This window comes from Streptomyces sp. NPDC051219 (genome assembly GCF_040682335.1).
Classification (GTDB): domain Bacteria; phylum Actinomycetota; class Actinomycetes; order Streptomycetales; family Streptomycetaceae; genus Streptomyces.
In genome coordinates this window covers 165,959-188,909 of the sequence record NZ_JBFBAS010000004.1, presented here as the reverse complement: position 1 = coordinate 188,909, position 22,951 = coordinate 165,959, and the positions used below count along the sequence as shown (strand labels likewise).

19 protein-coding genes are annotated in these 22,951 nt (G+C 71.8%); 3 read left to right on the top strand and 16 right to left on the bottom strand.

The window, feature by feature from the left end:
• Window positions 1–3: 3 nt before the first annotated feature.
• The 9 genes from AB0M62_RS07830 to AB0M62_RS07790 all read right to left on the bottom strand — a co-directional run bounded on the left by AB0M62_RS07830 (window position 4) and on the right by AB0M62_RS07790 (window position 10,857).
• Complete coding sequence (locus AB0M62_RS07830) at window positions 4–1,917, bottom strand: ABC transporter permease subunit (RefSeq protein WP_366073302.1); 1,914 nt, start codon at window positions 1,915–1,917, stop codon at window positions 4–6.
• A gap of 71 nt (window positions 1,918–1,988) precedes the next feature.
• Window positions 1,989–3,053 (bottom strand): glycine betaine/L-proline ABC transporter ATP-binding protein, encoded by a 1,065-nt coding sequence (locus AB0M62_RS07825; protein ID WP_366073218.1) that lies wholly within the window; start codon window positions 3,051–3,053, stop codon window positions 1,989–1,991.
• A complete protein-coding gene (locus tag AB0M62_RS07820; RefSeq protein WP_366073216.1) occupies window positions 3,050–4,588 on the bottom strand; it encodes a GMC oxidoreductase in 1,539 nt (512 codons plus the stop codon). Before AB0M62_RS07820 ends, AB0M62_RS07825 begins: the two co-directional genes overlap by 4 nt.
• A 48-nt stretch (window positions 4,589–4,636) precedes the next feature.
• Window positions 4,637–6,139: an aldehyde dehydrogenase family protein gene (locus tag AB0M62_RS07815; protein WP_366073215.1), complete on the bottom strand. Its 1,503-nt coding sequence runs from the start codon at window positions 6,137–6,139 to the stop codon at window positions 4,637–4,639.
• 184 nt (window positions 6,140–6,323) lie between these two features.
• Window positions 6,324–7,313 (bottom strand): malate dehydrogenase, encoded by a 990-nt coding sequence (locus tag AB0M62_RS07810; RefSeq protein WP_366073214.1) that lies wholly within the window; start codon window positions 7,311–7,313, stop codon window positions 6,324–6,326.
• A 166-nt stretch (window positions 7,314–7,479) separates the two neighbouring features.
• Entirely contained in the window at window positions 7,480–8,499 is a 1,020-nt protein-coding gene (locus AB0M62_RS07805; RefSeq protein ID WP_366073213.1) for a DUF2690 domain-containing protein, read from the bottom strand.
• Window positions 8,500–8,796: 297 nt separating this feature from the next.
• On the bottom strand, window positions 8,797–9,048 hold the full coding sequence (locus tag AB0M62_RS07800; protein ID WP_366073212.1) for a hypothetical protein: 252 nt from the start codon (window positions 9,046–9,048) through the stop codon (window positions 8,797–8,799).
• A gap of 118 nt (window positions 9,049–9,166) precedes the next feature.
• Window positions 9,167–9,946, bottom strand: a complete 780-nt coding sequence (locus AB0M62_RS07795; protein WP_366073211.1) for a DUF3017 domain-containing protein — start codon at window positions 9,944–9,946, stop codon at window positions 9,167–9,169.
• Window positions 9,947–9,993: 47 nt separating this feature from the next.
• Window positions 9,994–10,857: a bifunctional methylenetetrahydrofolate dehydrogenase/methenyltetrahydrofolate cyclohydrolase gene (locus AB0M62_RS07790; RefSeq protein ID WP_366073210.1), complete on the bottom strand. Its 864-nt coding sequence runs from the start codon at window positions 10,855–10,857 to the stop codon at window positions 9,994–9,996.
• 231 nt (window positions 10,858–11,088) lie between these two features.
• On the opposite strand from AB0M62_RS07790, the gene AB0M62_RS07785 reads away from it, so the two are divergent.
• On the top strand, window positions 11,089–11,853 hold the full coding sequence (locus AB0M62_RS07785; RefSeq protein WP_366073209.1) for an RDD family protein: 765 nt from the start codon (window positions 11,089–11,091) through the stop codon (window positions 11,851–11,853).
• Between the two features lie 98 nt (window positions 11,854–11,951).
• On the opposite strand, the gene purH is transcribed toward AB0M62_RS07785, so the two are convergent.
• Together purH and purN are read right to left on the bottom strand one after the other, a co-directional pair.
• On the bottom strand, window positions 11,952–13,517 hold the full coding sequence (gene purH / locus AB0M62_RS07780) for a bifunctional phosphoribosylaminoimidazolecarboxamide formyltransferase/IMP cyclohydrolase (RefSeq protein ID WP_366073208.1): 1,566 nt from the start codon (window positions 13,515–13,517) through the stop codon (window positions 11,952–11,954).
• Window positions 13,514–14,149, bottom strand: a complete 636-nt coding sequence (purN, locus tag AB0M62_RS07775; RefSeq protein WP_366073207.1) for a phosphoribosylglycinamide formyltransferase — start codon at window positions 14,147–14,149, stop codon at window positions 13,514–13,516. Before purN ends, purH begins: the two co-directional genes overlap by 4 nt.
• Window positions 14,150–14,364: 215 nt before the next feature.
• On the opposite strand from purN, the gene AB0M62_RS07770 reads away from it, so the two are divergent.
• Entirely contained in the window at window positions 14,365–15,174 is an 810-nt protein-coding gene (locus tag AB0M62_RS07770) for a hypothetical protein (protein WP_366073206.1), read from the top strand.
• On the opposite strand, the gene AB0M62_RS07765 is transcribed toward AB0M62_RS07770, so the two are convergent.
• A complete protein-coding gene (locus AB0M62_RS07765) occupies window positions 15,164–17,092 on the bottom strand; it encodes a DUF6350 family protein (RefSeq protein ID WP_366073205.1) in 1,929 nt (642 codons plus the stop codon). The two genes, AB0M62_RS07770 and AB0M62_RS07765, sit on opposite strands and share 11 nt — an antisense overlap.
• 116 nt (window positions 17,093–17,208) lie before the next feature.
• Here AB0M62_RS07765 and AB0M62_RS07760 point away from each other — a divergent pair, with 116 nt between their 5' ends.
• Complete coding sequence (locus tag AB0M62_RS07760; protein WP_366073204.1) at window positions 17,209–18,558, top strand: helix-turn-helix domain-containing protein; 1,350 nt, start codon at window positions 17,209–17,211, stop codon at window positions 18,556–18,558.
• 93 nt (window positions 18,559–18,651) lie between these two features.
• Here AB0M62_RS07760 and sucD read toward each other — a convergent pair whose 3' ends face one another.
• From sucD to AB0M62_RS07740, 4 genes are all read right to left on the bottom strand, one after another.
• Window positions 18,652–19,536 carry a succinate--CoA ligase subunit alpha gene (sucD, locus tag AB0M62_RS07755; protein WP_366073203.1) on the bottom strand — a complete coding sequence of 295 codons (885 nt, stop codon included), beginning with the start codon at window positions 19,534–19,536 and terminating at the stop codon, window positions 18,652–18,654.
• 21 nt (window positions 19,537–19,557) lie between these two features.
• Entirely contained in the window at window positions 19,558–20,736 is a 1,179-nt protein-coding gene (sucC, locus tag AB0M62_RS07750) for an ADP-forming succinate--CoA ligase subunit beta (protein WP_366073202.1), read from the bottom strand.
• A 298-nt stretch (window positions 20,737–21,034) separates the two neighbouring features.
• Window positions 21,035–21,967 (bottom strand): hypothetical protein, encoded by a 933-nt coding sequence (locus AB0M62_RS07745; RefSeq protein ID WP_366073201.1) that lies wholly within the window; start codon window positions 21,965–21,967, stop codon window positions 21,035–21,037.
• Between the two features lie 108 nt (window positions 21,968–22,075).
• On the bottom strand, window positions 22,076–22,939 hold the full coding sequence (locus tag AB0M62_RS07740; protein ID WP_366073200.1) for a hypothetical protein: 864 nt from the start codon (window positions 22,937–22,939) through the stop codon (window positions 22,076–22,078).
• Between the last annotated feature and the right edge of the window lie 12 nt (window positions 22,940–22,951).

Sequence of the window (22,951 nt, the reverse complement as noted above, 5' to 3'; positions counted from 1 at the left end):
TTTTCATGAGTGGTTGTCCTTACGGGTACGGGCGGCGGGCTGCGTGATCCGGTCCAGCACCAGGCCGAGGCAGACGATCGCCGCTCCGGCGGTCAGGCCGAGGCCCAGTTCGCCCTTGGAGAGGCCCTTGACGACGTCGTAGCCGAGGGCGCCACCGCCGACGAGACCGCCGATGATGACCATCGCGAGGACGAGCACTACGCCCTGGTTGACGGCGAGCAGCAGCGCGGGGCGCGCCAGCGGGAGCTGCACCTGGAGGAGTTGCTGCCGCGTTCCGGCGCCCATGGAACGGGCGGCCTCCAGCGCGGCCGGGTCGACCTCCTTGACGCCCTGGGTGGTGATCCGGACCACGGCTGGCAGCGCGTAAACGACCGCCGCGATGATCGCGGAGACCCTGGTGACGCCGAAGAGCGCGACGACCGGGATCAGGTACACGAACTGCGGCATGGTCTGCAGCACGTCCAGGACCGGCCGCAGCCACCGCTCGACCCAGCCGGCGCGCGCGGCGATCACTCCGATCGCGACACCGGCGAGGAGGGTCAGCACGACGGCCGCGATCACCTGGGAGAGCGTGTCCAGGGAGACCGTCCACACGCCGAGCACTCCGACCGCGGCCATGGCGAGCGTCGCGGTGAGCGCGGTACGCCAGGTGCCCACGAGCCACGCGAAGGCGGCCACCAGCAGCAGCAGCGACCACCACGGCAGCCATTCCAGGCCGTCCCGCAGGGGGTTGAGCAGCCAGGCGGTGAAGCCGTCCGACCACACCTCGGTGCCACCGAGCACGGGCACGCCGGAGGCGAGGTTCTCGGTGATCCACTCCTGGGCCGTGTTGACGGGAGTGGAGATCACGTACGTCCACGCCTGCGGCCAGGCGCCCGAGCGGAGGGCGGTCGCGGCGCCGGTCGCGACGGCGACCAGGCTCCAGGCGCGCCACCCGTGCAGCCACTTCGCTCCCCCGCCGGGGGCGCCGGCACCGATCCGGTCGCCCGCGGCGGCGGTGGTCCGGTCCAGCCACACGGCGATGAGCACGATCGGGATGCCCGCCGCGAGCGCGCCGCCGACGTCGACGGTCGAGAGCGCTTCGTAGACCTCTTCGCCGAGGCCGCCGGCACCGACGAGGGCGGCGATGACCACCATCGAGAGCGCCATCATGATCGTCTGGTTGAGGCCCAGCAGCATCTCCTTGCGGGCCAGCGGCAGCCGGGCCGTCCACAAGCGCTGCACTCCGCTCGCCCCGAGCGAGGCCGAAGCCTCCAGCACGGCGGGGTCGGCCCCCCGCAGCCCGAGCGCGGTGAGCCTGGCCATCGGCGGGGCGGCGTAGATGACCGTGCAGAAGAGCGCGGCGGGCGTGCCGGTGCCGAAGACCAGCACGAACGGCAGGAGGTACGCGAACGCCGGCAGCACCTGCATGGTGTCCAGGACCGGCCGCAACGCCCGGTCGAACCGGTCGGACAGCCCTGCCGCCAGACCGAGGGCCACTCCGAGCAGTGCGGACACGGCTACCGCGACCGCCATGAGGGCGATGGTGATGAGGGTCGGGTCCCACATCCCGAGCAGGCCGCACAGGGCGAACGCGCCGAGCGCCGTGCCCGCGACGCGCAGGCCGCCGGCCTTCCACCCGGCCAGCACGGCGGCGACGGTGACGCCGGCCCAGCCGAGCGCGTCGAGCAGCTGGTGGACGGCATCGACGGCGTCGGTGGCGGTGTTGGACAGGTGGAGCAGGAAGTACAGGAACAGCGGATGTGTCTCGCGGTTGTCGACGACCCACCGGTTGACGTCGTCGAGCGGTCCGGACACATCGACGCTGAGCGCGTCGGGCCAGGTTCCGCCGCCCCACAGGCCGGCCCCGAGCGGCACGAGCACGACCGCGGCCACGACCAGAGCGAGCAGCTTGCGCCCGACACGGCTGTGCAGCAGTGCCCGCGGCGCGCCCGGTGCGGGGGGCAGCGGCGCCTTCTCCGCGGCGACGGAGGCCGGGGCGGTGACGGTCACGCCGCGACCGCCTTGTTCGTGGGCAGGCCCGCGACCACGGCGAGCAGGCCCTCGTGGTCGACGACGCCGACGCAGCGGCCGTTGTCGACGACCCGGACCGGTCCGCCCGTACGGGCCACCGCCTCGATCGCCTCGACGCAGGTCACGTCCGGGGCGATCGCCGGTCCCGTGTCGGCTTCGCCCGCGGCCGGGGGACGCATCGCCGTGCGGGCGGTGAGCACCTGCTCGCGCGGTACGTCGCGGACGAAGTCCCTGACGTAGGCGTCGGCCGGCGCGCCCACGATCTCCTCTGGTGTGCCGAGCTGCACGATCCGCCCGTCCCGCATCAGCGCGATCCGGTCGCCGAGGCGCAGCGCCTCGCTCAGGTCGTGGGTGATGAAGACCATGGTGCGGCCTTCCTCACGGTGCAGCCGGATGACCTCCTCCTGCATGTCCCGCCGGATCAACGGGTCGAGCGCGCTGAACGGCTCGTCGAAGAGCAGCACCTCCGGGTCGACGGCGAGCGCGCGGGCCAGCCCGACACGCTGCTGCTGGCCGCCCGAGAGCTGTCCGGGCCGGCGGTGTTCCAGCCCCGCGAGCCCCACCTTCGCGACCACGTCGGCGGCCCGCGCCCGGCGCTCCGCCTTCCCGACACCCTGAATCTCCAGGCCGTACGCGACGTTGTCGAGAACGGACCGGTGCGGCAGCAGCCCGAAGTGCTGGAAGACCATCGCGGCGCGGTGTCTGCGCAGCTCGCGCAGGCGCGACCGGTCCATCGACAGGACGTCCTCGCCGTCGATGGCGATCGATCCTGCGGTGGGTTCGATGAGGCGGGTCAGGGTGCGGACGAGGGTCGACTTGCCCGAGCCGGACAGGCCCATGACGACGAAGACCTCGCCCTTGCGCACGTCGAAGGAGACGTCGCGGACGGCGGCGGTGCACCGGGTGCGGCCGCGCAGTTCGTCGGCGGAGAGGTCCGCGTACTCCGGGTTGCCGGGAACGCGGTCCGCCTTGGGCCCGAAGACCTTCCACAGATCGCGGACGGCGAAGACGGGCGTGGTCGTGTCGGCCGTGTTGGTCATCGCAGGTCACCTCCATCGCTCGGGCGGCCTGCGGACAGCAGTTCCGCGCACTTCTCCCCGACCATCAGAACGCCGATCATCGGGTTCACCGCGGGCATCGTCGGGAAGACGGACGCGTCGGCGATACGGATTCCGTCGAGGCCTCGGACCCGCAAGTCCGGGGACACTACGGCAAGTTCATCAGCTGGGGCACCCATTCGGCAGGTGCCCGCCGGGTGGTAGACGGTATGCGCGACCTTGCGCGCGTACTCGCTCAGGGCCTCGTCGGAGGTCACTTCGGGCCCGGGGCAGACCTCACGGGTCAGCCAGGCGGCGAGCGGCTCGGTCGCGGCGATCTCGCGGGCGATGCGGATGCCGTCGACGAGGGTACGGCCGTCGTAGTCGTCGGGGTCGGTGAAGTAGCGGAAGTCCAGCGCGGGCTTCACGGCGGGGTCCGCGCTGGTCAGGTACAGCCGGCCGCGGCTGCGCGGCTTGGGGATGTTGGGGGTCATCGACACCCCGTGCGCGGGCCGTTCGTATCCCAGCCGCTCCGGGTTGTCGGTGAAGGGGATCTGGTAGAAGTGGAACATCAGGTCGGGCCCGGCGCCGTGCGGGTCCCGCCGCACGAACAGTCCGGCATCGCTGTCCATCGCGGAGTTCTCGGGGATCGGCCCGCCCGTCTCCCAGACGATGACCGACTCGGGGTGGTCGAGGAGGTTCTCCCCCACACCCGGCAGATCGCGTACGACGGGTATGCCGAGCGCCTCCAGATCCGCCTTCGGGCCGATGCCGGAGTGCAGCAGCAGCCGCGGGGTGTCCACCGCCCCGGCGCACACGATGACTTCGCGGTCCGCCTCGACGAGCAGCTCCTCGCCGTCGTTCGTGCGGACACGCACCCCGGTCGCCCGGGTGCCGTCGAACTCCAGCCGGTACGCCCAGGTCTCCAGCGCGATGTGCAGGTTGGGCCGGTCCAGGAAGGGGTGCAGGTAGGCGACCGAGGCGCTGGAGCGCTTGTTGTCCTCGGGGTGGTAGGCGAGGTCGAAGAAGCCGGCGCCCTCGTGGAAGGGCTTGCGGTTGAAGCCCTCGACGCGCGGTACGCCCAGCGCCGCCTGGGCGGCGTCGACGAAGTCGCGGGCGATGGCGTTCCGGTCCTTCTCGTCGACCGGGACGATGTTGTTCCGCAGCCGGTCGAAGTACGGATCCATGGCCGCCGCGTCCCAGCCCTCGGCCCCTGCTGCGGCCCACTCGTCCCAGTCGGACGGCAGCGGCCGGAACGCGATCAGCGTGTTGTGCGAGGAACAGCCCCCGAGAACGCGGGCCCGGCTGTGCCGGATGTGTGAATTGCCCCGTGGCTGCTCGGTGGTGGGGTAGTCGTAGTCCAGGTCGCCGCCGAGCAGCCCCATCCAGCGCCGCAGCGTCAGGACCTCGGGGCGGTCGACGTCGGAGGGGCCGCCCTCGATGACGGCGACCCGGATGCCGGGGTCCTCCGTGAGCCGGGATGCGATGACCGACCCCGCGGTACCGCCCCCGACGACGACATAGTCGAAATCGGCCATGATGAACTGCCCCTCTGATCGCTTTCTCTGCTGCATGGGTACGGGAGGTCAGCCCGCGAACCAGCGCACCGGGCGCGGGTCGAGGTTCTGGTAGATGTGCTTGGCCTCGCGGTACTCACCGAGCCCGCTCGGCCCCAGCTCGCGCCCGATGCCGGACTTCCCGAATCCGCCCCATTCGGCCTGGGGGAGATACGGGTGGAAGTCGTTGATCCACACGGTGCCGTGCCGGAGCCGCCCGGCGACGCGCCGCGCCCGCCCGGCGTCGGCCGTCCATACCGCGCCGGCCAGCCCGTACTCGGTGTCGTTGGCGAGGGCTACCGCCTGGTCCTCGGTGTGGAAGGTCTCCACGGTCAGGACCGGCCCGAAGACCTCCTCCCGTACGACGCGCATGTCGCCGTGGCACAGGTCCAGCACGGTGGGCGCGTAGAAGTAGCCGCCCTCCGGGCGCACTTCACAGGGCTCGGGCCGGACCCCGCCGGCCCGCAGGACCGCGCCCTCGGCCAGCGCGGAGGCGACGTACTCCTCGGTCCTCGCGAGTTGCTGCGCGGAGACGAGGGGCCCGCACTCGACGTCCTTCTCGGTGCCGCGGCCGAGCCGGATGCGGCCCGCCCGGCGGGCCAGCTCGGCAACGAAACGTTCCCGCACGGACTCCTCGATGATGAGCCGCGAGCCGGCGGAACAGACCTGGCCGCTGTGGATGAAGGCGGCGTTCAGCGCCTGGTCGACGGCGGTGTCGAAGCCCTCTTCGGTCGCGCAGGCATCCGCGAACACGACGTTCGGGTTCTTCCCGCCCAGCTCCAGGGCGACCTTCTTCACCGTGACGGCTGCGGCCTGCATCACCTTGGTGCCGCTGGCGAGTCCGCCGGTGAAGGAGACGAGGTCGACGTCCGGGTGCTCGGCCATCCGCGCGCCCACCGGGTCTCCCGCGCCGGTGACCAGGTTGGCGACGCCGGCCGGCAGTCCGGCCTCGGCGAGCAGTCCGATCAGCGCGATCGTCGTCAGCGGGGTGATCTCACTCGGCTTGAGCACAAAAGTATTGCCCGCGGCCAGCGCCGGGGCAATCTTCCAACTCGCCTGGAGAAGCGGATAATTCCAGGGAGTTATGAGCGCACAGACCCCGACCGGCTCGTGCACCACCACGCTGTGGATATTCTCCGAACCGGCGTCCACGACCCGTCCGCCGCTCTCGTTCATCACAAGGTCGGCGAAGTAGCGGAAGGCATCGGTCACGCAGTCGACGTCGACACGGCCTTCTTCCAGGGTCTTGCCGGCGTCCCGGCTCTCCAGGAGCCCGATCTGCTCGCGGTCGCGCTGGAGCAGTTCCGCGACCCGCCTCAGCAGAGCCGCCCGTTCCGCGACCGGCGTACGGGGCCACTCCCCCGCGTCGAAGGCCTCGCGCGCGGCGGAAACAGCGGCGTTCACGTCGTCGGCCGCACCTTCGGCCACGACCGCGAACGGCCTGCCGTTGGCAGGGTCGAGGATCTCCCGCGTGGCGCCGGAGACGGCGTCACGCCACACCCCGCCCACATGAATGGTCTTTTGTGCCGACAAGTTCTGAATGCCTTCCGTTTCCGTAATGTGCGCCTCCGGTCGCGACCGGAGAACGGAACCCCTCCCCGGAAGTCGGAGATGCATGCGCAATCAGTTGCCGAAAGTGGCCTGTGTCACTCCCGGGACAACGCAAAGCGCCCCGGCAGCAGTCGCTGCCGGGGCGCTCTGTGGTGAAGAGGTGTACTCAGATCAGGCCGAGCTCGCGGACCGCGTCGCGCTCCTCCTCGAGCTCCTTGACGGAGGCGTCGATCCGGGCACGGGAGAAGTCGTTGATCTCCAGGCCCTGCACGATCTCGTACTTGCCGTCCTTCGTGGTGACCGGGAAGGAGGAGATGATGCCCTCGGGCACGCCGTACGAGCCGTCCGACGGGATACCCATCGAGGTCCAGTCGCCGGCGGCCGTGCCGTTGACCCAGGTGAAGACGTGGTCGAGGGCGGCGTTGGCGGCCGAGGCGGCCGAGGACGCGCCACGGGCCTCGATGATCGCCGCACCGCGCTTGGCGACGGTCGGGATGAAGGTGTCGGCGAGCCAGGCCTCGTCGTTCACGACCTCGGCGGCGTTCTTGCCGGCGATCTCGGCGTGGAAGACGTCCGGGTACTGGGTGGCGGAGTGGTTGCCCCAGATCGTGAGCTTCTTGATCTCGGTGACCGGGACGCCCGTCTTCTTCGACAGCTGCGACAGCGCGCGGTTGTGGTCCAGGCGGGTCATCGCGGTGAAGCGCTCGGCCGGTACGTCCGGGGCCGCGGCCTGCGCGATGAGCGCGTTGGTGTTGGCCGGGTTGCCGACGACCAGGACCTTGATGTCGTCCGCGGCGTGGTCGTTGATGGCCTTGCCCTGCGGCTTGAAGATGCCGCCGTTGGCGGAGAGCAGGTCGCCGCGCTCCATGCCCTTCGTACGCGGGCGGGCGCCCACCAGGAGGGCCACGTTCGCGCCGTCGAAGGCGACGTTCGGGTCGTCGGTGATGTCGATGCCCTGCAGCAGCGGGAAGGCGCAGTCGTCGAGCTCCATGGCGGTGCCCTCGGCGGCCTTGAGACCCTGCGGGATCTCGAGCAGACGGAGCCGGACCGGCACATCCGCGCCGAGCAGGTGGCCGGAGGCGATGCGGAAGAGCAGCGCGTAGCCGATCTGGCCGGCCGCGCCGGTGACGGTGACATTCACGGGAGTGCGGGTCATGGCGATCTCCGTAAGACAGCTGGCGGTGGGGCTCCCTGCCCCTGGTGCTGGACTCTCCCGACGAATCTTGACGTGAAGAGACATCCAGCGGCCAGGCTATCCGACCCGGGGTACCGCGCACCCCCACCCCCGGGTGGAACGCCGTACTGCGCCCCACCCGGGTTCCCTACTCCGCCGTACACCCCTTGACGCCGGTCGTGAGGGTCGCGCACGCCTTGGCATCGGTGCCCTCGGCCACCGCCGTCATGGGCGTGTACGCGTCCTTGTCGGCGTTCACCGTGCCGTTCTGCGCGCCCGAGCCGCCGGACGTTATCTGCACCGTGTCGCCCGGCGTGGCCTGGGTGATGCGGGCCCATGCCGCGCCGCACGTCTTGCTGTAGCGCACCTCGACGAGGGCGGTACCCACCGTGGCCTTGGCCGTGGTCGTGGCCAGCGTGCCGCCGCAGCCCATGGCCTCCGGGTCCTTGCCGGTGCAGTCGTCACCCGTGCACTTCACCCCCGCGGGAAGCGTGGGGGCGATGGTGGTGGGGGTGGCCGCCGGCTTCTCCGCGACCTTGTCGTCCTCGCCCTTGCCGCCGAGATCGGTCAGCAGCACGGCGGCGGCGATCACCAGCAGCGCGCCGACCAGGCCCGCGAGGAACATGGTCGACTTCCGCTTCGGCTTGCCTGGCGCCGGTTCCCGGCGGCGTACGGGGCGGTCCTGAACGCCGTGGCCCTGCGCCGCCACGGGACCGTGCCCCGCGCCACCGCCGGCGGCCCCCACGGGGGCGCCGGCGCCGGACCTGGGCGGGGCGGTCCGGCCGCCCGCGCCCCCCCGGCCGTTCCTGGCGCCCGCGCCCGCCGCCCCGAACTCGCCGAGCGCGGCGCGCGCCTGGGAGATCCGGATCGCCTCCATGGTCATGTCGTGCCGCATCTCGGACCGGCTCCAGGCACGCTCCGCGAGTTCCCACATGGTGGTCAGGTGGGTCGGATTGGTGCCGGTCACCTCGGCCAGTGCGACAACCGCGCCCTTGGGTGCGAGCAACCGGCCGCCCAGATACCGCTCCCAGGAAGTCTTGCTGTAGCCGGTCCGGTCCGCCACCGCGGCGATGCTCAGCCCGCTTCGGTCGACGAGCCTGCGCAGTTGACTGGCGAACTCCCTGACCTGTGGGTCGAGTTCCTCCGGTAGCGCCCTCCAACGAGGCATTGCTTCCCCCTTGTCCCCCCGTACGTGCCCGATATGCGCCCTGCTGTGCCCCCTGCGGCCCCTGGCCGGCTACCCAGATGGATGCGCGTGGCCAGGATGTCAGTTCCTGGAGCCGGGGCGCACGGGGGCATTCGGGACAGCGATGCGCCCCCTTGCGCGCCGGATGTCCCGTAACCGCGAACAGTGTCCCACTCCGGGGGGACGAAGCCGCCCGCCAGCTCCCGGAGGAGTCGGACGGGCGACGGTTGCGCGGGTACACGTGGTACGTGGGCGCACGGGTGCGCGTTCAGCGGCGGATCAGGCCCAAGCCGCCATCTTCTTCCGCAGGTTGGCCTCCGGCGCGCCCAGGAACTGCTCCGTGGTCAGCCACGGGCCGTCCTTCGAAATGAGCAGCGCGAGGTCCTTCGTCATCTGGCCGCCCTCGACGGTCTCGATGCAGACCTGTTCCAAAGTCTCCGCGAACCTGGTGACTTCGGGGGTGCCGTCCAGCTTGCCGCGGTGGGCCAGTCCCCGGGGCCAGGCGAAGATTGAGCGGAACGTCCCTCTCACGCTTCGGCGGGGTCGGCGATGCCGGCGATGCTGTGGCCTCGGACTCGTCGGTTGGTCTCGTAGTCAAGGTACTCGGACGGCGTGAGATTGCCGGCGGCCTCCGCGAACGACACATGGGCTACCGCACGGTGAAGTGCACCGCGTCCTCCAGGAACGGAAGCTCAAGCCAGGGCTTGGGCTGCGCCACCAGGGCCAGCAGCGTGATGGCCACGCCGAGGAGTCCGTACGTGACCATGTCGGTGAAGCGGGAGCGGACCGCGAGCATGCCCACCGAGGGCAGTACGCGGCGCAGGACGGCGCCGGTGATCAGCGCGAGGCCGATGATCAGGCAGCCGATACGGGCGTAGCCGACGGCGGTGACGATCAGCCCGGCGGCCGTCGCACCGAGCACGGTGAGCATCGGCCACTGCCGCGCCGGAGCGGGCGCGTCGCCGGGCGCGGCCCGGCCGCCGCCCTCGGGGCGGGCGGTGTCGCGGGTGACGGACGGGAAGCGGCGTGTGGTCCGGACAGGGACCCCATCCGGTCCAGGAGCGCTGACGACCCCCTTGGCCTCGTGCTCCGTCTCGCCCTCGTCCTCGGCCTCGGCCTCGGCCCGGGTGCCGCCGCCGGCCTCGCCTCCGGCCGCCGGTGCCCGCCGGGGCTCGGGTCCGGGCTCGGATGCGCGGCGGCCCTCCGCTCCGGCCTGAGGCCCGGCAGCCCTGCGCCGGGGCTTTGCCTCGCGCTGAACCTCCGCCGCCGGCTCCGGCGAGGGCTGGGCCGCAGGGTCGGCGTCGGACCCGCGAGTCGCGGCCTCCGTCTCCGGCCCCGGGCCGGCCGGGTGCCCGGCGGCGGGCCGACGGCGTCCGGCACCCTTGGGGCCCGTCGCCGCGCTTTCTTCCGGCTCCGCTTCTGCCGCCATGTCTCGCCCTCTCTGCCCGCAGTGAGTCCCTGTGCCCCCGCTTCCTGTCAGTTGCCGGTCCTAACCGCCCGCTCGGCTGCCTCGACGACGTTGACCAGCAGCTGCGCCCGCGTCATCGGGCCGACACCACCCGGGTTCGGGGCGACCCAGCCGGCCACCTCGGCGACCCCGGGGTGCACGTCTCCGACGATCTTTCCGTTCTCGTCGCGGCTGACACCGACATCGAGGACAGCTGCGCCCGGCTTGACGTCCTCCGGCTTGACCAGGTGCGGCACACCGGCCGCGGCGACGATGATGTCGGCGCGCCTGAGGTGCGCGGAGAGGTCACGCGTACCCGTGTGGCACTGCGTCACGGTCGCGTTCTCCGACTTGCGGGTCAGCACCAGCGGCATCGGACGGCCGATGGTGATGCCGCGGCCGACGACCACGACATGCGCGCCGTTGATCTCGACCCCGTGGTGCCGCAGCAACTGAACGATGCCGTACGGCGTGCACGGCAGCGGGCCGGTCTCGTTCAGCACCAGCCGGCCCAGGCTCATCGGGTGCAGCCCGTCGGCGTCCTTGGCCGGATCCATCAGCTCCAGGACGCGGTTGGTGTCGATGCCCCTGGGCAGCGGCAGTTGGACGATGTAGCCGGTGCACTCGGGGTTGTCGTTCAGCTCGCGTACGACCGCCTCGATCTCCTCCTGCGTGGCGGTGTCCGGCAGCTCGCGCTGGATCGAGGCGAGACCGACCTCGGCGCAGTCGCGGTGTTTTCCGTTGACGTACCAGCGGCTGCCCGGATCGTCACCGACCAGCAGGGTTCCGAGGCCAGGGGTGACTCCCTTCGCCTTCAGGGCCGCCACACGGGCGGTCAGGTCGGACTTGATCGCAGCTGCGGTGGCCTTGCCATCGAGAATCTGGGCGGTCATGGACCCATCCTCGCGGATGTACCCGCCCGGGTTCCAATCAGGGCGCGTGGCCCGCCCACGAGGTTGCACTTGCACAACACCTGGCGATACCGACTGGACAAAAAGAGGACAGTCCTACCACGATGATCCGCGCAGTACCGCGGGCAGTGCCGGGGGGCGGACCGCTTCAGTCGCATACTTTCCTCCGCGCGGGCCGCGCCGTCCCCGCACTTTCAACGGAGGAAGTCCCCAATGAGCTTCGGCGACCCGAACAACCCGTACGGGCAGCAGCCCCCGCAGGGGCAGCCCAACCCGTACGGCCAGCAGCAGGGCCAGCCCGGCTACGGATACCCGCAGCAGGCCCCGCAGGGCGTGCCCCCGCAGCAGGGTTACGGCTACCCGCAGGGCGACCCGAACGCGGGCCAGCCCTACGGCGCGTACCCGCAGCAGCCGGGCACGCTCCAGGCCAACAACGGCTACATCAACGTCCCCGTCCTGGGCACGGTTCAGGTCGCGTCGATGGGCCGCCGCTTCGGCGCGCGTCTGATCGACATGGTCATCATCTGGGTCCTGTACTTCGCGCTCAGCGCGACCGTGTTCGCGGGCGCGTTCGGCGCGGCCGAGAGCCTCGAGGACTGCTCCAAGCTCGACCCGCTGTCGTCGGCGTACGAGTCCTGCGTCAACGACAGCGCGGAGGCGGCCGGCGGCATCGTCGCCGCGTTCTTCGGCGCCATCATGGTCATCTTCGTGGCCACCCTGCTCTACGAGTGGCTGATGATCTCCTTCCTCGGCGCGACCGTCGGCAAGATGGCCCTCGGACTGAAGGTCGTCCGCGAGAACACGGGCCAGGTCCCGGGTATCGGCGGCGGCTTCATCCGCTGGATCATCCCGATGGTCGGCGCGGTCCTCTGCGGCATCGGCCAGCTCTTGGTCTACCTGTCGCCGTTCTTCGACAACTCCGGGAAACTGCAGGGCTGGCACGACCGTGCCGCCGGCACCCTGGTGATCAAGAAGTAAGCAGCAGTACGCACCAGACGGCCGAAGGCCGCAGTCCCCGAAAGGGCTGCGGCCTTCGGCCGTTCGTCCTTCGCCGGACAGTCGCCGGCCGGACATGGCTAGTGGAAGAAGTGCCGTGTACCGGTGAAGTACATGGTCGCGCCCGCCTTCTTCGCGGCCTCCACCACCAGCTCGTCGCGGACCGAACCGCCCGGCTGCACCACGGCCTTGATGCCGGCGTCGAGCAGGATCTCCAGCCCGTCGGGGAACGGGAAGAACGCGTCGGAGGCGGCGTACGCGCCCCGCGCCCGCTCCTCGCCCGCACGCTCCACCGCGAGCTTCGCGGAGTCGACCCTGTTGACCTGGCCCATGCCGACACCGACGGACGCGCCGCCCTTGGCCAGCAGGATCGCGTTGGACTTCACGGCGCGGCACGCCCGCCACGCGAAGGCCAGCTCGGCGAGCTCCTCCGCGGAGAGCGCCTCGCCCGTCGCCAGCGTCCAGTTGGCGGGGTCGTCACCCTCCGCCTGGAAGGCGTCCGACTCCTGGAGCAGAGCGCCGCCGGAAATGGGCTTGAGGTCGCCCGGCTGCAGGGGGGTGCCGTCGACCTTCAGGACCCGGATGTTCTTCTTGCGGGCCAGGACTTCGACGGCCCCGTCCTCGTACGCCGGAGCGGCGATGACCTCGGTGAAGATCTCCGCGACCTGCTCGGCCATCCTCACGCTCACGGGGCGGTTGACGGCGATGACGCCGCCGAACGCGGACAGCGGGTCGCAGGCGTGCGCCTTGCGGTGCGCCTCGGCGACGTCCGGAGCGACCGCGATGCCGCACGGGTTGGCGTGCTTGATGATCGCGACGCACGGCTCGTCGTGGTCGAAGGCGGCGCGGCGGGCGGCCTCGGTGTCCACGTAGTTGTTGAAGGACATCTCCTTGCCGTGCAGTTGCTCGGCGTTGGCGAGTCCGTCCGGCCGGCCGTCGGTGTAGAGCGCGGCGGCCTGGTGGGGGTTCTCGCCGTACCGGAGGGTGGCCTTGCGCTCCCAGGCGCCGGCGAGGAACTCGGGGAGGGTGGCGCCCTCCTCGGGGGCGTACGCGTCGGTGAACCAGGAGGCGACGGCGACGTCGTACGCGGCCGTGTGCTGGAACGCCTCGGCCGCCAGACGCTTGCGGGCCGTCAGGTCGAAGCCGCCGCCGTTGGCCGCCGTGAGCACATCCGCGTACCTCTCGGGGCTGGTGACGACGGCGACGGACGGGTGGTTCTTGGCCGCGGCCCGGACCATCGACGGGCCGCCGATGTCGATCTGCTCGACGCACTCGTCGGGGGTGGCGCCGGAGGCCACGGTCTCGCGGAACGGGTAGAGGTTGACGACCACCAGGTCGAAGGGTTCCACGCCCAGCTCCGCCAGCTGCTCGCGGTGCGAGTCGAGCCTCAGGTCGGCCAGGATGCCGGCGTGCACCCGCGGGTGCAGGGTCTTGACCCGGCCGTCCAGGCACTCCGGGAAGCCGGTGAGCTCCTCCACCTTGGTGACCGGCACCCCGGCCGCGGCGATCTTCGAGGCCGTCGAACCGGTGGAGACCAGCGTGACGCCCGCCTCGTGCAGTCCGCGGGCCAGGTCTTCCAGCCCCGTCTTGTCGTAGACGCTGACCAGTGCGCGGCGGATGGGCCGCTTGGTACCTTCGGCGGTCACTGGATTGTTACCTTTCGTCCCTCAATGCGGTAGCCGTGCCGGGCCAGACGCCCCACGACATCGACGAGCAGCCTGCGCTCGACTTCCTTGATGCGCTCGTGCAGCGCGTCGGCGTCGTCCTCGTCCCGGACCTCGACCACTCCCTGGGCGATGATCGGGCCGGTGTCGACGCCGTCGTCCACGAAGTGGACGGTGCAGCCGGTGACCTTGGCGCCGTACGCGAGCGCGTCGCGCACGCCGTGGGCGCCGGGAAAGCTCGGCAGCAGGGCGGGGTGGGTGTTCACGAACCGCCCGCCGAAGCGCGCGAGGAACTCCTTGCCCACGATCTTCATGAAGCCCGCCGACACCACCAGGTCCGGCTCGTACGCGGCCGTGGCCTCGGCCAGCGCCGCGTCCCACTCCTCACGCGAGCCGTACGCCTTCACCGGGCACACGAACGTCGGCAGCCCGGCCCGCTCCGCACGCTCCAGCCCGGCGATACCCGCCCGGTCGGCGCCGACGGCCACGATCTCGGCCCCGTACCCCGCCGGATCGGCGGCGATGGCGTCGAGCAGGGCCTGAAGGTTCGTGCCGGATCCCGACACCAGCACCACAAGGCGCTTGGCGGCCGGAGGGGAGGGAGGGGAGGCCACAGCGGGGCCCTTTCTCGCGGTGCTGCCGTTTGTACGGTCGTACGAAAGCTTCCGGATCCGATAGACGCGAAACCTACGAAGCGGCCGACCGTCAGCAACGATACCGGCACACCGAGCGGCCCCCACGGGACGGGGGGATGGCCGCGGGGTAGCGTCTGGGGAGGATCCGTCCCCCGTACGGGGAACAGACGACACAAGGGGAAGACGCTCACCTGATGCCGGACCGACGCCGCCGCACCACTCTCCGCCTTCCGCTGTCCGACACCTTCGACGCGGAGCGCGGCTCATCGATGCTGCTGCGAGAACGTCGTTCCCCCACCCCGCCGTCAGCTCCGGAGGGGGACGACAATCCCTTCGCCGCGCCGCCCGAGGGCAAGCCGGACCAGCCCTGGCAGCCGCGCCGCCCGGCCAATGGCGAGGGCGAAGGTGAAGGAAGCGACGGGCGCGACGGCGGCGACTCGCGGCCTTCGCCGTGGGGCGGCCGGTGGAGCAGCCGCCAGCCGGGACGCGAAGGCGGCGAGTTCGGCCGCAGGCCCGGTGGTGGCGGCCAGGACGACGGGCAGCGCGGTCCCGGCAGCGGGATGCGCTGGGACCCGACCGACCCGGTACAGCGGCGTGCGCGTTACGCCCTGCTCTCCGGTATGTGGGCCTTCTTCTTCGCGCTGTTCAACCAGCCGGCGATCGGTCTGCTGCTCGGGGCGCTCGCCCTCTACTGGGGCATCAGCTCCCTGCGTGCCAAGCCGCGGGTACCGGACCCGAGCGCCACGGCACCGTCCCCGGCGAACCCTGCGCCGGCCACGGAGGGCGCGGGGGCCGGGAACAGCAAGCCGCAGAGGACGGCGGCGATGAGCGGGCTGGTCACCGCGTCGCTGGCGCTGCTGATCGTCGCCGGGATGTACACCACGCAACTCGTCTACCGCGACTTCTACGCGTGCACCAACGACGCGCTGACGAAGTCGTCCCAGCTCAAGTGCAACGACATGCTGCCGGAGCCACTGGAGAGCCTGATCGGCGTCAAGAGGTAGCCCCGTTGTCGCTCCCGGCGGCGCCCTCCGGGGCCCCCGTGAGATCTCCTGGCTCCGCGGGCTCACAGGGGTCGCGGGACTCGCAGGGCTCGCGGGCGTCACCGGGCTCTGCGGGCTCGCGGGGTTCCGGGGACTCTCGCAGGTGATCCGGCTCGCCCGGCAGGTCCGGCATCAGGCCGCCCGACGCCGCCCTCATCGCCGCCCACCGCACCTCGCGGGCGCCGGTGGAGTGCCAGCCGCGCGGGTCAGGATCCGGCGCCGGGGCTTTGGCCGGCAGGAAGTCGTACGGGTCGAACTCGTCGTCGCCCGGATCGCCCCCGTCGTCGCTCCGGCCGCCCCCTTCACCCAGTTCACGCCAGTCGTTCGCCAGGAAGTCCGGGGTCTCCCTCAATGGGGGCCACCAGGCCACGTGCTCGGCGTCCTCAGCGGCGGCCGGGGACGAGGCCGGGCCAGGAGCCGGTCGGGGGACCGAGACCCGTTCCGCGGCCCGTTCCGCCTGCTCCCCCTGCTTCCCCTGGCCCGCCTGGTCCGCCTGGTCCGCCTGGTCCCCTTGGTGTTCCTGGTGCTCCTTCGCCGTCCGCCTCCAGTCACGGGGCGTACCTTCGCGCAGCCGCCATGCGCGCAGGATGAGCGACAGGGGAACCGCCAGCACCAGCGTCCACGCCAGCGCCGCCGGGCCCGTCTGCCACCAGACAGGGCCGAAATCCGCCAGCCGGCCCGTGCCCAGTGGGCCACCGGCAGCCGCGGCCAGCACGGCCACACCGAGCGCGCACACCACCGAGGCACAGGCGGCCGTCAGCGCGGTCGCCCGTCGGCCCCAGGCCTCCTCGCGCAGCGCGAAGGCGGGGGCGGCCGTACCGACGGTGTACCAGGCGACTGCCACGCCCGCCGCCACCGGAACGGCCGCGACGGACCAGGTCAGCGGTGTTCCGGGCCCCTCGGCCGGCAGCGCGGCGAGCAGCGGGAACCCTGGCACGGCGGGAGTACCGACCAGGGCGACCGGGGCCGCGGTGGCGGACGTGCCCACGGCGAATCCGGGGCCGAGCGCGTACGCGGCCCCCCAGACCGCGGCGTTCGGGACGAGGGCAACGGCCAGGGTCAGTACCGCGAGCCGCCCGGACCACACCCCGCTGAGCTGCAGGAACGAGTCCTGCGCCGTCCCCGCGTGCCAGACCAGGGAGACGGCGGTCAGCAGCGCGCCACCACCCAGCAACACCAGCACACCCACCGCACCGGCCCGGACCGCGACGGGGAACCGGGGCCGCGCGAGCGCGTAACCCACGCCCCGGGGCACCCAGGCCGGGAGCGGACCGAGCGGGCATCCGTTCGCCGTCCACACTCCGGCGGCGGCCGCCCCTGCCGTGACGAGCGGCAGATGCAGCAGGGCGCTCAGCGGGGCCGCGGGCAGCGGTCCGCCCGCCGCGTAGACCGTGGCGACTGCACCGACCAGGAGATAGCCGGCCGTCACCCCGCTGAAGGCGATGAGCGGCGTGACCACGGGCGTCGCGGCGACCGCCAGTGAGGCGATGAGCGGCGCGCCTTCCGGGGTCTCCGGGGCGTCACCGGGGTCGAGCGAGTGCCGGGCCGCGCGGTACACGAGCCCGACCGGCAGCACGGCGAGCAGCAGCGGGGTCAAACCGACCGGCGCCGGCACGCCGGACAACGTGTCGGCCCTGATCAGCTCCGTACCGTGCGCCAGCAGCCACAGCCCGGCCGCGACGTGCATGGCTCCCGTGGGGCCGCTGTCGGGGTAGGGAGAACCGATCCACAGCACGATGACGAGGACGGCGATCGCGCCGAGCCCGAGCCCCGCCGCGATGGCGCCGCCCAGGGCACATACGACGGTCGCCGACGCGCGGGCACGCGCTGAGGGCGGCATCGGCGGCAACGGCGGGCGGCGTTCGGTCACTTGAGTCACGCCGCAATGGTCCCAACGACACGCGGTTTATCCGCGTAACAGGCGAATGACCGTTGTGTCGCTCAATATACGCTTATGTACTTTTTCGCCCAGCGTCGTGCTGTGTGGAGTCCGTCATGACACAGCGCACCGAGTCCGCTTCCGGTCTGTCGCTGCCGGACCCCGACGAGCGCCGCATGCTGCGTGAGGCGAAAGCGATGAGCCGTGAGGAGGTCGCGGCGGTGGTGGGAGTCACCGCCTCGACAGTACGGGCCTGGGAGACAGGCCGGACCGCTCCGCGCGGACGCAAGCGCCAGGCGTACGCGAAACTGCTGGCCGGTATCCAGGCGGACCTCGCCGAGGCCGGCCTGGCGAAGGTCCGGGCGGGAGGCCCGGCGGGCGGGGCGGGGCCGTCCGGACAATCGGCCCGGAGCAAGGCGGAAACGCCGCACGGGCACACCGCCGCGCACGCGCGTCACCGGGCCGCGCCCAGGGCTGCGGCCAAGCCGCCGTCGAACGCGACGGACCCCGCAGCCCCGCACCCGCCTCCCACGGACTCGGCTCCTACGGACTCGGCCCCCAGGAACTCGGCCCCCACGCGCCCGGCCCCGGTCGTGGAACCGGCACCAGCAGCCGCCGCCCCGGAGACGGTGATCGCCCGGGCGGCAGCGCTCACTCCGGCGGAGGCCTTCGACGCCCTGTACGCGTATGCCGCCGCCGCACTGACCCGGCAGGCGTACATGCTCACCGGCCGGCGTGCGCTCTCCCAGGAGGCCGTCCAGTGGGCTTTCCAGCAGGCCTGGCAGCGATGGCCCGAGGTCGCCAGGGACCCGGACCCCGTCGGGTGGGTGCGCGCGGCGGCGTACGAGTACGCCCTGTCGCCCTGGCACCGGCTGCGCCGCGCCCACAAGGAGCCCGACCCGCCGCCGACGAGGACCGAGGACCGCGCGCTGCTGGACGCGCTGCTGGATCTGCCGCCCATGTACCGCCGCACTCTGCTGCTGTACGACGGCGTGGGTCTCGACCTGCCCGAGACGGCCGCCGAGACCGAGGCGAGCACCCCCGCCGCGGCCGGCCGGCTGCTGCACGCGCGCGCGGCCGTCTCGGAGCGACTGCCCGAACTGAAGTCCGCGGCCTCTCTCACCGAGGAGTCGTCCATCCTGCACACCCGGCTGACGGCGCTCACGCCGGTCGGACCGCTGGTGCCGCCGCCCGCCCGGCACGTACGGACGGCGGGCGAGCGAAGGGCACAGCTCTGGACGCGGGCCGCCATCGGCCTCACGACGGTGATTCTGGCGGCGACCCTGTTCACGCTGGTCACCGCGCCCACGCGGTACGAACCGGCGCGGGCGCCCGGCGAGGCCGTTCCCGGCGTACCCCCGCACATGGGTCCGCAGCCCCTGACGCCGCAGGCCAAGGCACTGCGCCAGAAGCTCCGCTCGGCACCCGGGAGCGGACCGCAACGCCTGCTTCCGGAACCGCATTGAGCGCCTGAAGCGGCCCCCGATACGCGTGTGGGCCCGCAACCCCTCAGGGATGCGGGCCCACAACGCGTTACCGGGCGGCGAGCCGCCCCGGCGTCACGCGCCGAGGATCTCGCGCGCCAGCTTGGCGGTCTCGGTCGGCGTCTTGCCGACCTTCACACCGGCGGCCTCGAGGGCCTCCTTCTTCGCCTGGGCGGTGCCGGAGGAACCGGAGACGATGGCGCCCGCGTGGCCCATGGTCTTGCCCTCGGGGGCCGTGAAGCCCGCGACGTAGCCGACGACCGGCTTGGTCACGTTCTTCGCGATGAAGTCCGCGGCCCGCTCCTCCGCGTCGCCACCGATCTCGCCGATCATGACGATCAGCTCGGTCTCCGGGTCGGCCTCGAACGCGGCCAGGGCGTCGATGTGCGTCGTGCCGATGACCGGGTCGCCACCGATGCCGACGGCCGACGAGAAGCCGATGTCACGGAGCTCGTACATCATCTGGTAGGTCAGCGTGCCGGACTTCGACACGAGCCCGATGCGGCCGGGCTTGGTGATGTCGCCCGGGATGATGCCGGCGTTGGACTGGCCCGGGGTGATCAGACCGGGGCAGTTCGGGCCGACGATCCGGGTCTTGTTGCCCTTTGCGGTGGCGTACGCCCAGAACGCCGCGGAGTCGTGCACCGCGATGCCCTCGGTGATGACGACGGCCAGGCCGATCTCGGCGTCGATCGCCTCGACGACGGCGGCCTTCGCGAACGCCGGCGGGACGAAGAGGACGGAGACGTCGGCTCCGGTCTTCTCCATCGCCTCGGCGACGGAGCCGAAGACCGGCACCTCGGTGCCGTCGAAGTCGACCGTCGTGCCCGCCTTGCGCGGGTTCACGCCGCCGACGATGTTGGTGCCGTCACCGAGCATGAGCTTGGTGTGCTTCATGCCGGTGGCGCCGGTCATCCCCTGGACGATGACCTTGCTGTCCTTGGTGAGGAAGATAGCCATGGTGTTGGAGTCCCTCGTCCCTTACTTCGCAGCCGCGAGCTCGGCGGCCTTGTCGGCCGCGCCGTCCATGGTGTCCACACGCTGCACGAGCGGGTGGTTGGCGTCGGACAGGATCTTGCGACCCAGCTCCGCGTTGTTGCCGTCGAGGCGCACGACCAGCGGCTTGGTGACGTCCTCGCCCTTGCTCTTCAGCAGTGCCAGGGCCTGGACGATGCCGTTGGCGACCTCGTCGCACGCGGTGATGCCACCGAAGACGTTGACGAAGACGGACTTGACGTCCGGGTCTCCGAGGATGATCTCGAGGCCGTTCGCCATGACCTCGGCGGAGGCGCCGCCGCCGATGTCGAGGAAGTTGGCGGGCTTCACGCCGCCGTGGGCCTCACCGGCGTACGCGACGACGTCGAGGGTGCTCATGACGAGACCCGCGCCGTTGCCGATGATGCCGACCTCGCCGTCGAGCTTGACGTAGTTGAGGTTCTTGGCCTTGGCAGCAGCCTCGAGCGGGTTGGCTGCTTCCTTGTCCTCGAGCGCCTCGTGGCCGGGCTGGCGGAAGTCGGCGTTCTCGTCGAGCGAGACCTTGCCGTCCAGCGCGATGACGCGGCCGTCGGCGACCTTCGCGAGCGGGTTGACCTCGACGAGGAGCGCGTCCTCGGCGATGAAGGTCTTCCACAGCGTCTGGAGGATCTCGGCGATCTGGCCCGCGACGTCGGCCGGGAACTTCGCGGCCGCAACGATCTCGGCTGCCTTCTCGGCGGTGACACCCTCGTTGGCGTCGACCGGGATCTTCGCCAGGGCCTCGGGCTTGGTGGCCGCGACCTCCTCGATGTCCATGCCGCCCTCGACGGAGGCCATGGCCAGGAAGGTGCGGTTGGTGCGGTCGAGGAGGTACGAGACGTAGTACTCCTCGGCGATCTCCGGCGCGGTCTCCGCGAGCATCACCTTGTGGACCGTGTGGCCCTTGATGTCCATGCCCAGGATCTGACCGGCCTTCTCGACCGCGTCAGCCGGGTCGGAGGCAAGCTTCACTCCGCCGGCCTTGCCGCGGCCGCCGACCTTCACCTGCGCCTTGACGACCGACCGGCCGCCCAGACGCTCGGTCACCTCGCGCGCCGCCTCAGGCGTGTCGATGACTTCACCGGCCAGCACCGGTACACCGTGCTTGGCGAAGAGGTCCCTCGCCTGGTACTCGAACAGGTCCACGCGCGTCCGTCCCTTGTCTTTAAAAGATTCGCAGTGATCGCGGTTCGTAATCTGCGTGGGCGTGCCGCAAAGGGCAACGTGACTGCGCTGTCACAGGGGAGGCGCACACGGTGTCCGGGAGCGCGGCATGTCCGTCTCGCAGGTTATCCCCGTGGGCCACAGGTCCCTAAATCACAGATCACACCAGAGCGGTGATACCTGTCACAGAACCTGTATACACCCCGACACAGAGCTGACACAGAACCGGGCGGCCCCTACCGCCGTAGGGGCCGCCCGGTGATCATTGGGTCGGCGGTGCTCAGACGCCGTACGACGGGTACGAAGGCGCCGAGAGGCCCGAGACCGCGTCCTGAGCGAACTGCGGAGCGATCGACGTCATGCCCTGGACTCCGGCGACCGCGTTCCCGGCCGCGGGTCGGGCGTCCTCGGTGACACCGGAAACGAGTCCGCCGGCGAACGGCTGGACGTCCGACACCACGCCGTACGCGAACAGATCGGCCTCGCCGACGACGCCCTGGGCGAACGGGGCGACCGTCTCGTCGACCGCGCCCTGCACGATCGGCCGAACCTCGGAGACGACGCCCTCCACGAGCGGCTGTGCCTGGCCCGCCACGCCGTGGGCGAGCGGCGGAACCTGGCCCACCACACCCTGCGCGAACGGAGTCGTCACGCCGAGCGCGTCCCGGGCCAGGATGCCGACGTCGCCGACCGCCTGGCCGGCGACGGGGAGCGCCGCGTCGACCGCGGCGGCGGCGATGGGCGGCAGAACGGCTTCGACCGTCTGGGCGACGGCCGGGCCGGCCGCGGTGGTCGCGCCCTGCGCCGTGGTGCGGGCCGTGCTCTCCGCGTAGCCGGGGATCTGCTCGAGCGGGCCGAACAGGTAGTCGATGTCGTCGGCCGCGGGCGCCTCGGGGACGGCCGGCAGGTCGTACGACGGGTACTGGCCCTCGACCAGGTCGCTGACCTGCGCAGCGGCGCCTCGGACGTCCTGGACGTCCGGTACACCGGCCCGGTCCGCCCCGGCCGCGATGTCGCCGGCCGTGTCCTGCGCGTCTCTCTTGACGTCCTCCTCGATGTTCTGGACGTCCTCGACGGCGTCGGCCGCCTGGTCGGGCGTGGACAGCGGCACGGAGACGGGCAGATCGGCCGCGCTCGCGGCCGCGGTGCCGAGGGCCCACATGCCACCGGCCGTGGCGGCGACGGCTATGGAGCGGCGGAGGTTCTTGTGCATGGTTGTGTGATCCTTCGAATTGGTTCGACGGTCCGGAGAGAGTTCCGGATGGCGGGCAGACCTGTCCCGCCCCCGCGCGGCAGGTCATGGAGCGGGGGAGGGCCTGCCCTAGCCGGGGAATTCGAGGATTTCCTGGGGTCCTTGGCGGAGCGGTGTGGTGGCGGCGGGGAATCCGGCCCCGGGGACGAGCGCGGACACCGCGCCGTCAGAGGCGGCGGCCTGCGGATCGGCCGGACGCGGCGGTTTCACCTCACCGGCCTGCAAGGCGGCGTCGCCGCACGGACCGGCGGGTGCGTGGGGAGCCTGCTCGTGCTTCCCCTTCACAGCCCCCGGGTGCGCCGCGTCGTACCGGCTGCCCGGGGCCGTCTGCCCCCAGGCCGCCGGGTGGTACGAGGATGCGGGCAGCGGCACCGCTCGGTGAGACTGCGCCGGGGAGGGGGAGGAGTCGGCCGCCTGCCGGTCGGGTTCGGGGAGCGTGCGCTCCTTCCCGGGGGCCTGCTTCACGGGCGCCTGCGGGGTGTGGTCCCCGCCCGGGCCGCCGTGAGGGGGCAGTGGAACGGGCAGCGCGTCGTCGACTTCCTCGGCCACCTTGCCGACCGGCCGCAGGACCCGCTGCACGGTGTCCGTGACGGGCCGGGGCAACTCCCCCACGGTGTCGGTGACGCGCCGGGTCGACGTGCCCACCGTGTCGGTGACGCGCCGGGTCGACGTGCCCAACCGGTCGGCGGCCCCGCCCGGTTCACGCGGGGCCATGTCGTGCACGCGGGCCTTCACCCCGTCCACCTCGCCCTGGACCGTCGCGATCCCGGCGCCGGGGGCCACCGGCAGTTCCGCCGCCCGGGCCTGTCCGGCGCAGAGGAAGCCGAGTGCCACCAGACCCCCGAGGAAGAGCACCGCGTACAGCGCACGCCGCCCGGCCGCGGCGCGCGGATCGCGCACGGCGGCAGCGGAAGGAGCAAGCGCTGCGCTCAAGATGGAGGAGCC

What these genes read in the sequence shown, in the direction of transcription:
- AB0M62_RS07825 (WP_366073218.1), bottom strand. Translation starts at nt 3,053, where the DNA reads ATGACCAACACGGCCGACACGACCACGCCCGTCTTCGCCGTCCGCGAT.
- AB0M62_RS07820 (WP_366073216.1), bottom strand. Translation starts at nt 4,588, where the DNA reads ATGGCCGATTTCGACTATGTCGTCGTCGGGGGCGGTACCGCGGGGTCG.
- AB0M62_RS07810 (WP_366073214.1), bottom strand. Translation starts at nt 7,313, where the DNA reads ATGACCCGCACTCCCGTGAATGTCACCGTCACCGGCGCGGCCGGCCAG.
- AB0M62_RS07805 (WP_366073213.1), bottom strand. Translation starts at nt 8,499, where the DNA reads ATGCCTCGTTGGAGGGCGCTACCGGAGGAACTCGACCCACAGGTCAGG.
- AB0M62_RS07795 (WP_366073211.1), bottom strand. Translation starts at nt 9,946, where the DNA reads ATGGCGGCAGAAGCGGAGCCGGAAGAAAGCGCGGCGACGGGCCCCAAG.
- AB0M62_RS07790 (WP_366073210.1), bottom strand. Translation starts at nt 10,857, where the DNA reads ATGACCGCCCAGATTCTCGATGGCAAGGCCACCGCAGCTGCGATCAAG.
- AB0M62_RS07785 (WP_366073209.1), top strand. Translation starts at nt 11,089, where the DNA reads ATGAGCTTCGGCGACCCGAACAACCCGTACGGGCAGCAGCCCCCGCAG.
- AB0M62_RS07770 (WP_366073206.1), top strand. Translation starts at nt 14,365, where the DNA reads ATGCCGGACCGACGCCGCCGCACCACTCTCCGCCTTCCGCTGTCCGAC.
- AB0M62_RS07760 (WP_366073204.1), top strand. Translation starts at nt 17,209, where the DNA reads ATGACACAGCGCACCGAGTCCGCTTCCGGTCTGTCGCTGCCGGACCCC.
- sucD (WP_366073203.1), bottom strand. Translation starts at nt 19,536, where the DNA reads ATGGCTATCTTCCTCACCAAGGACAGCAAGGTCATCGTCCAGGGGATG.
- AB0M62_RS07745 (WP_366073201.1), bottom strand. Translation starts at nt 21,967, where the DNA reads ATGCACAAGAACCTCCGCCGCTCCATAGCCGTCGCCGCCACGGCCGGT.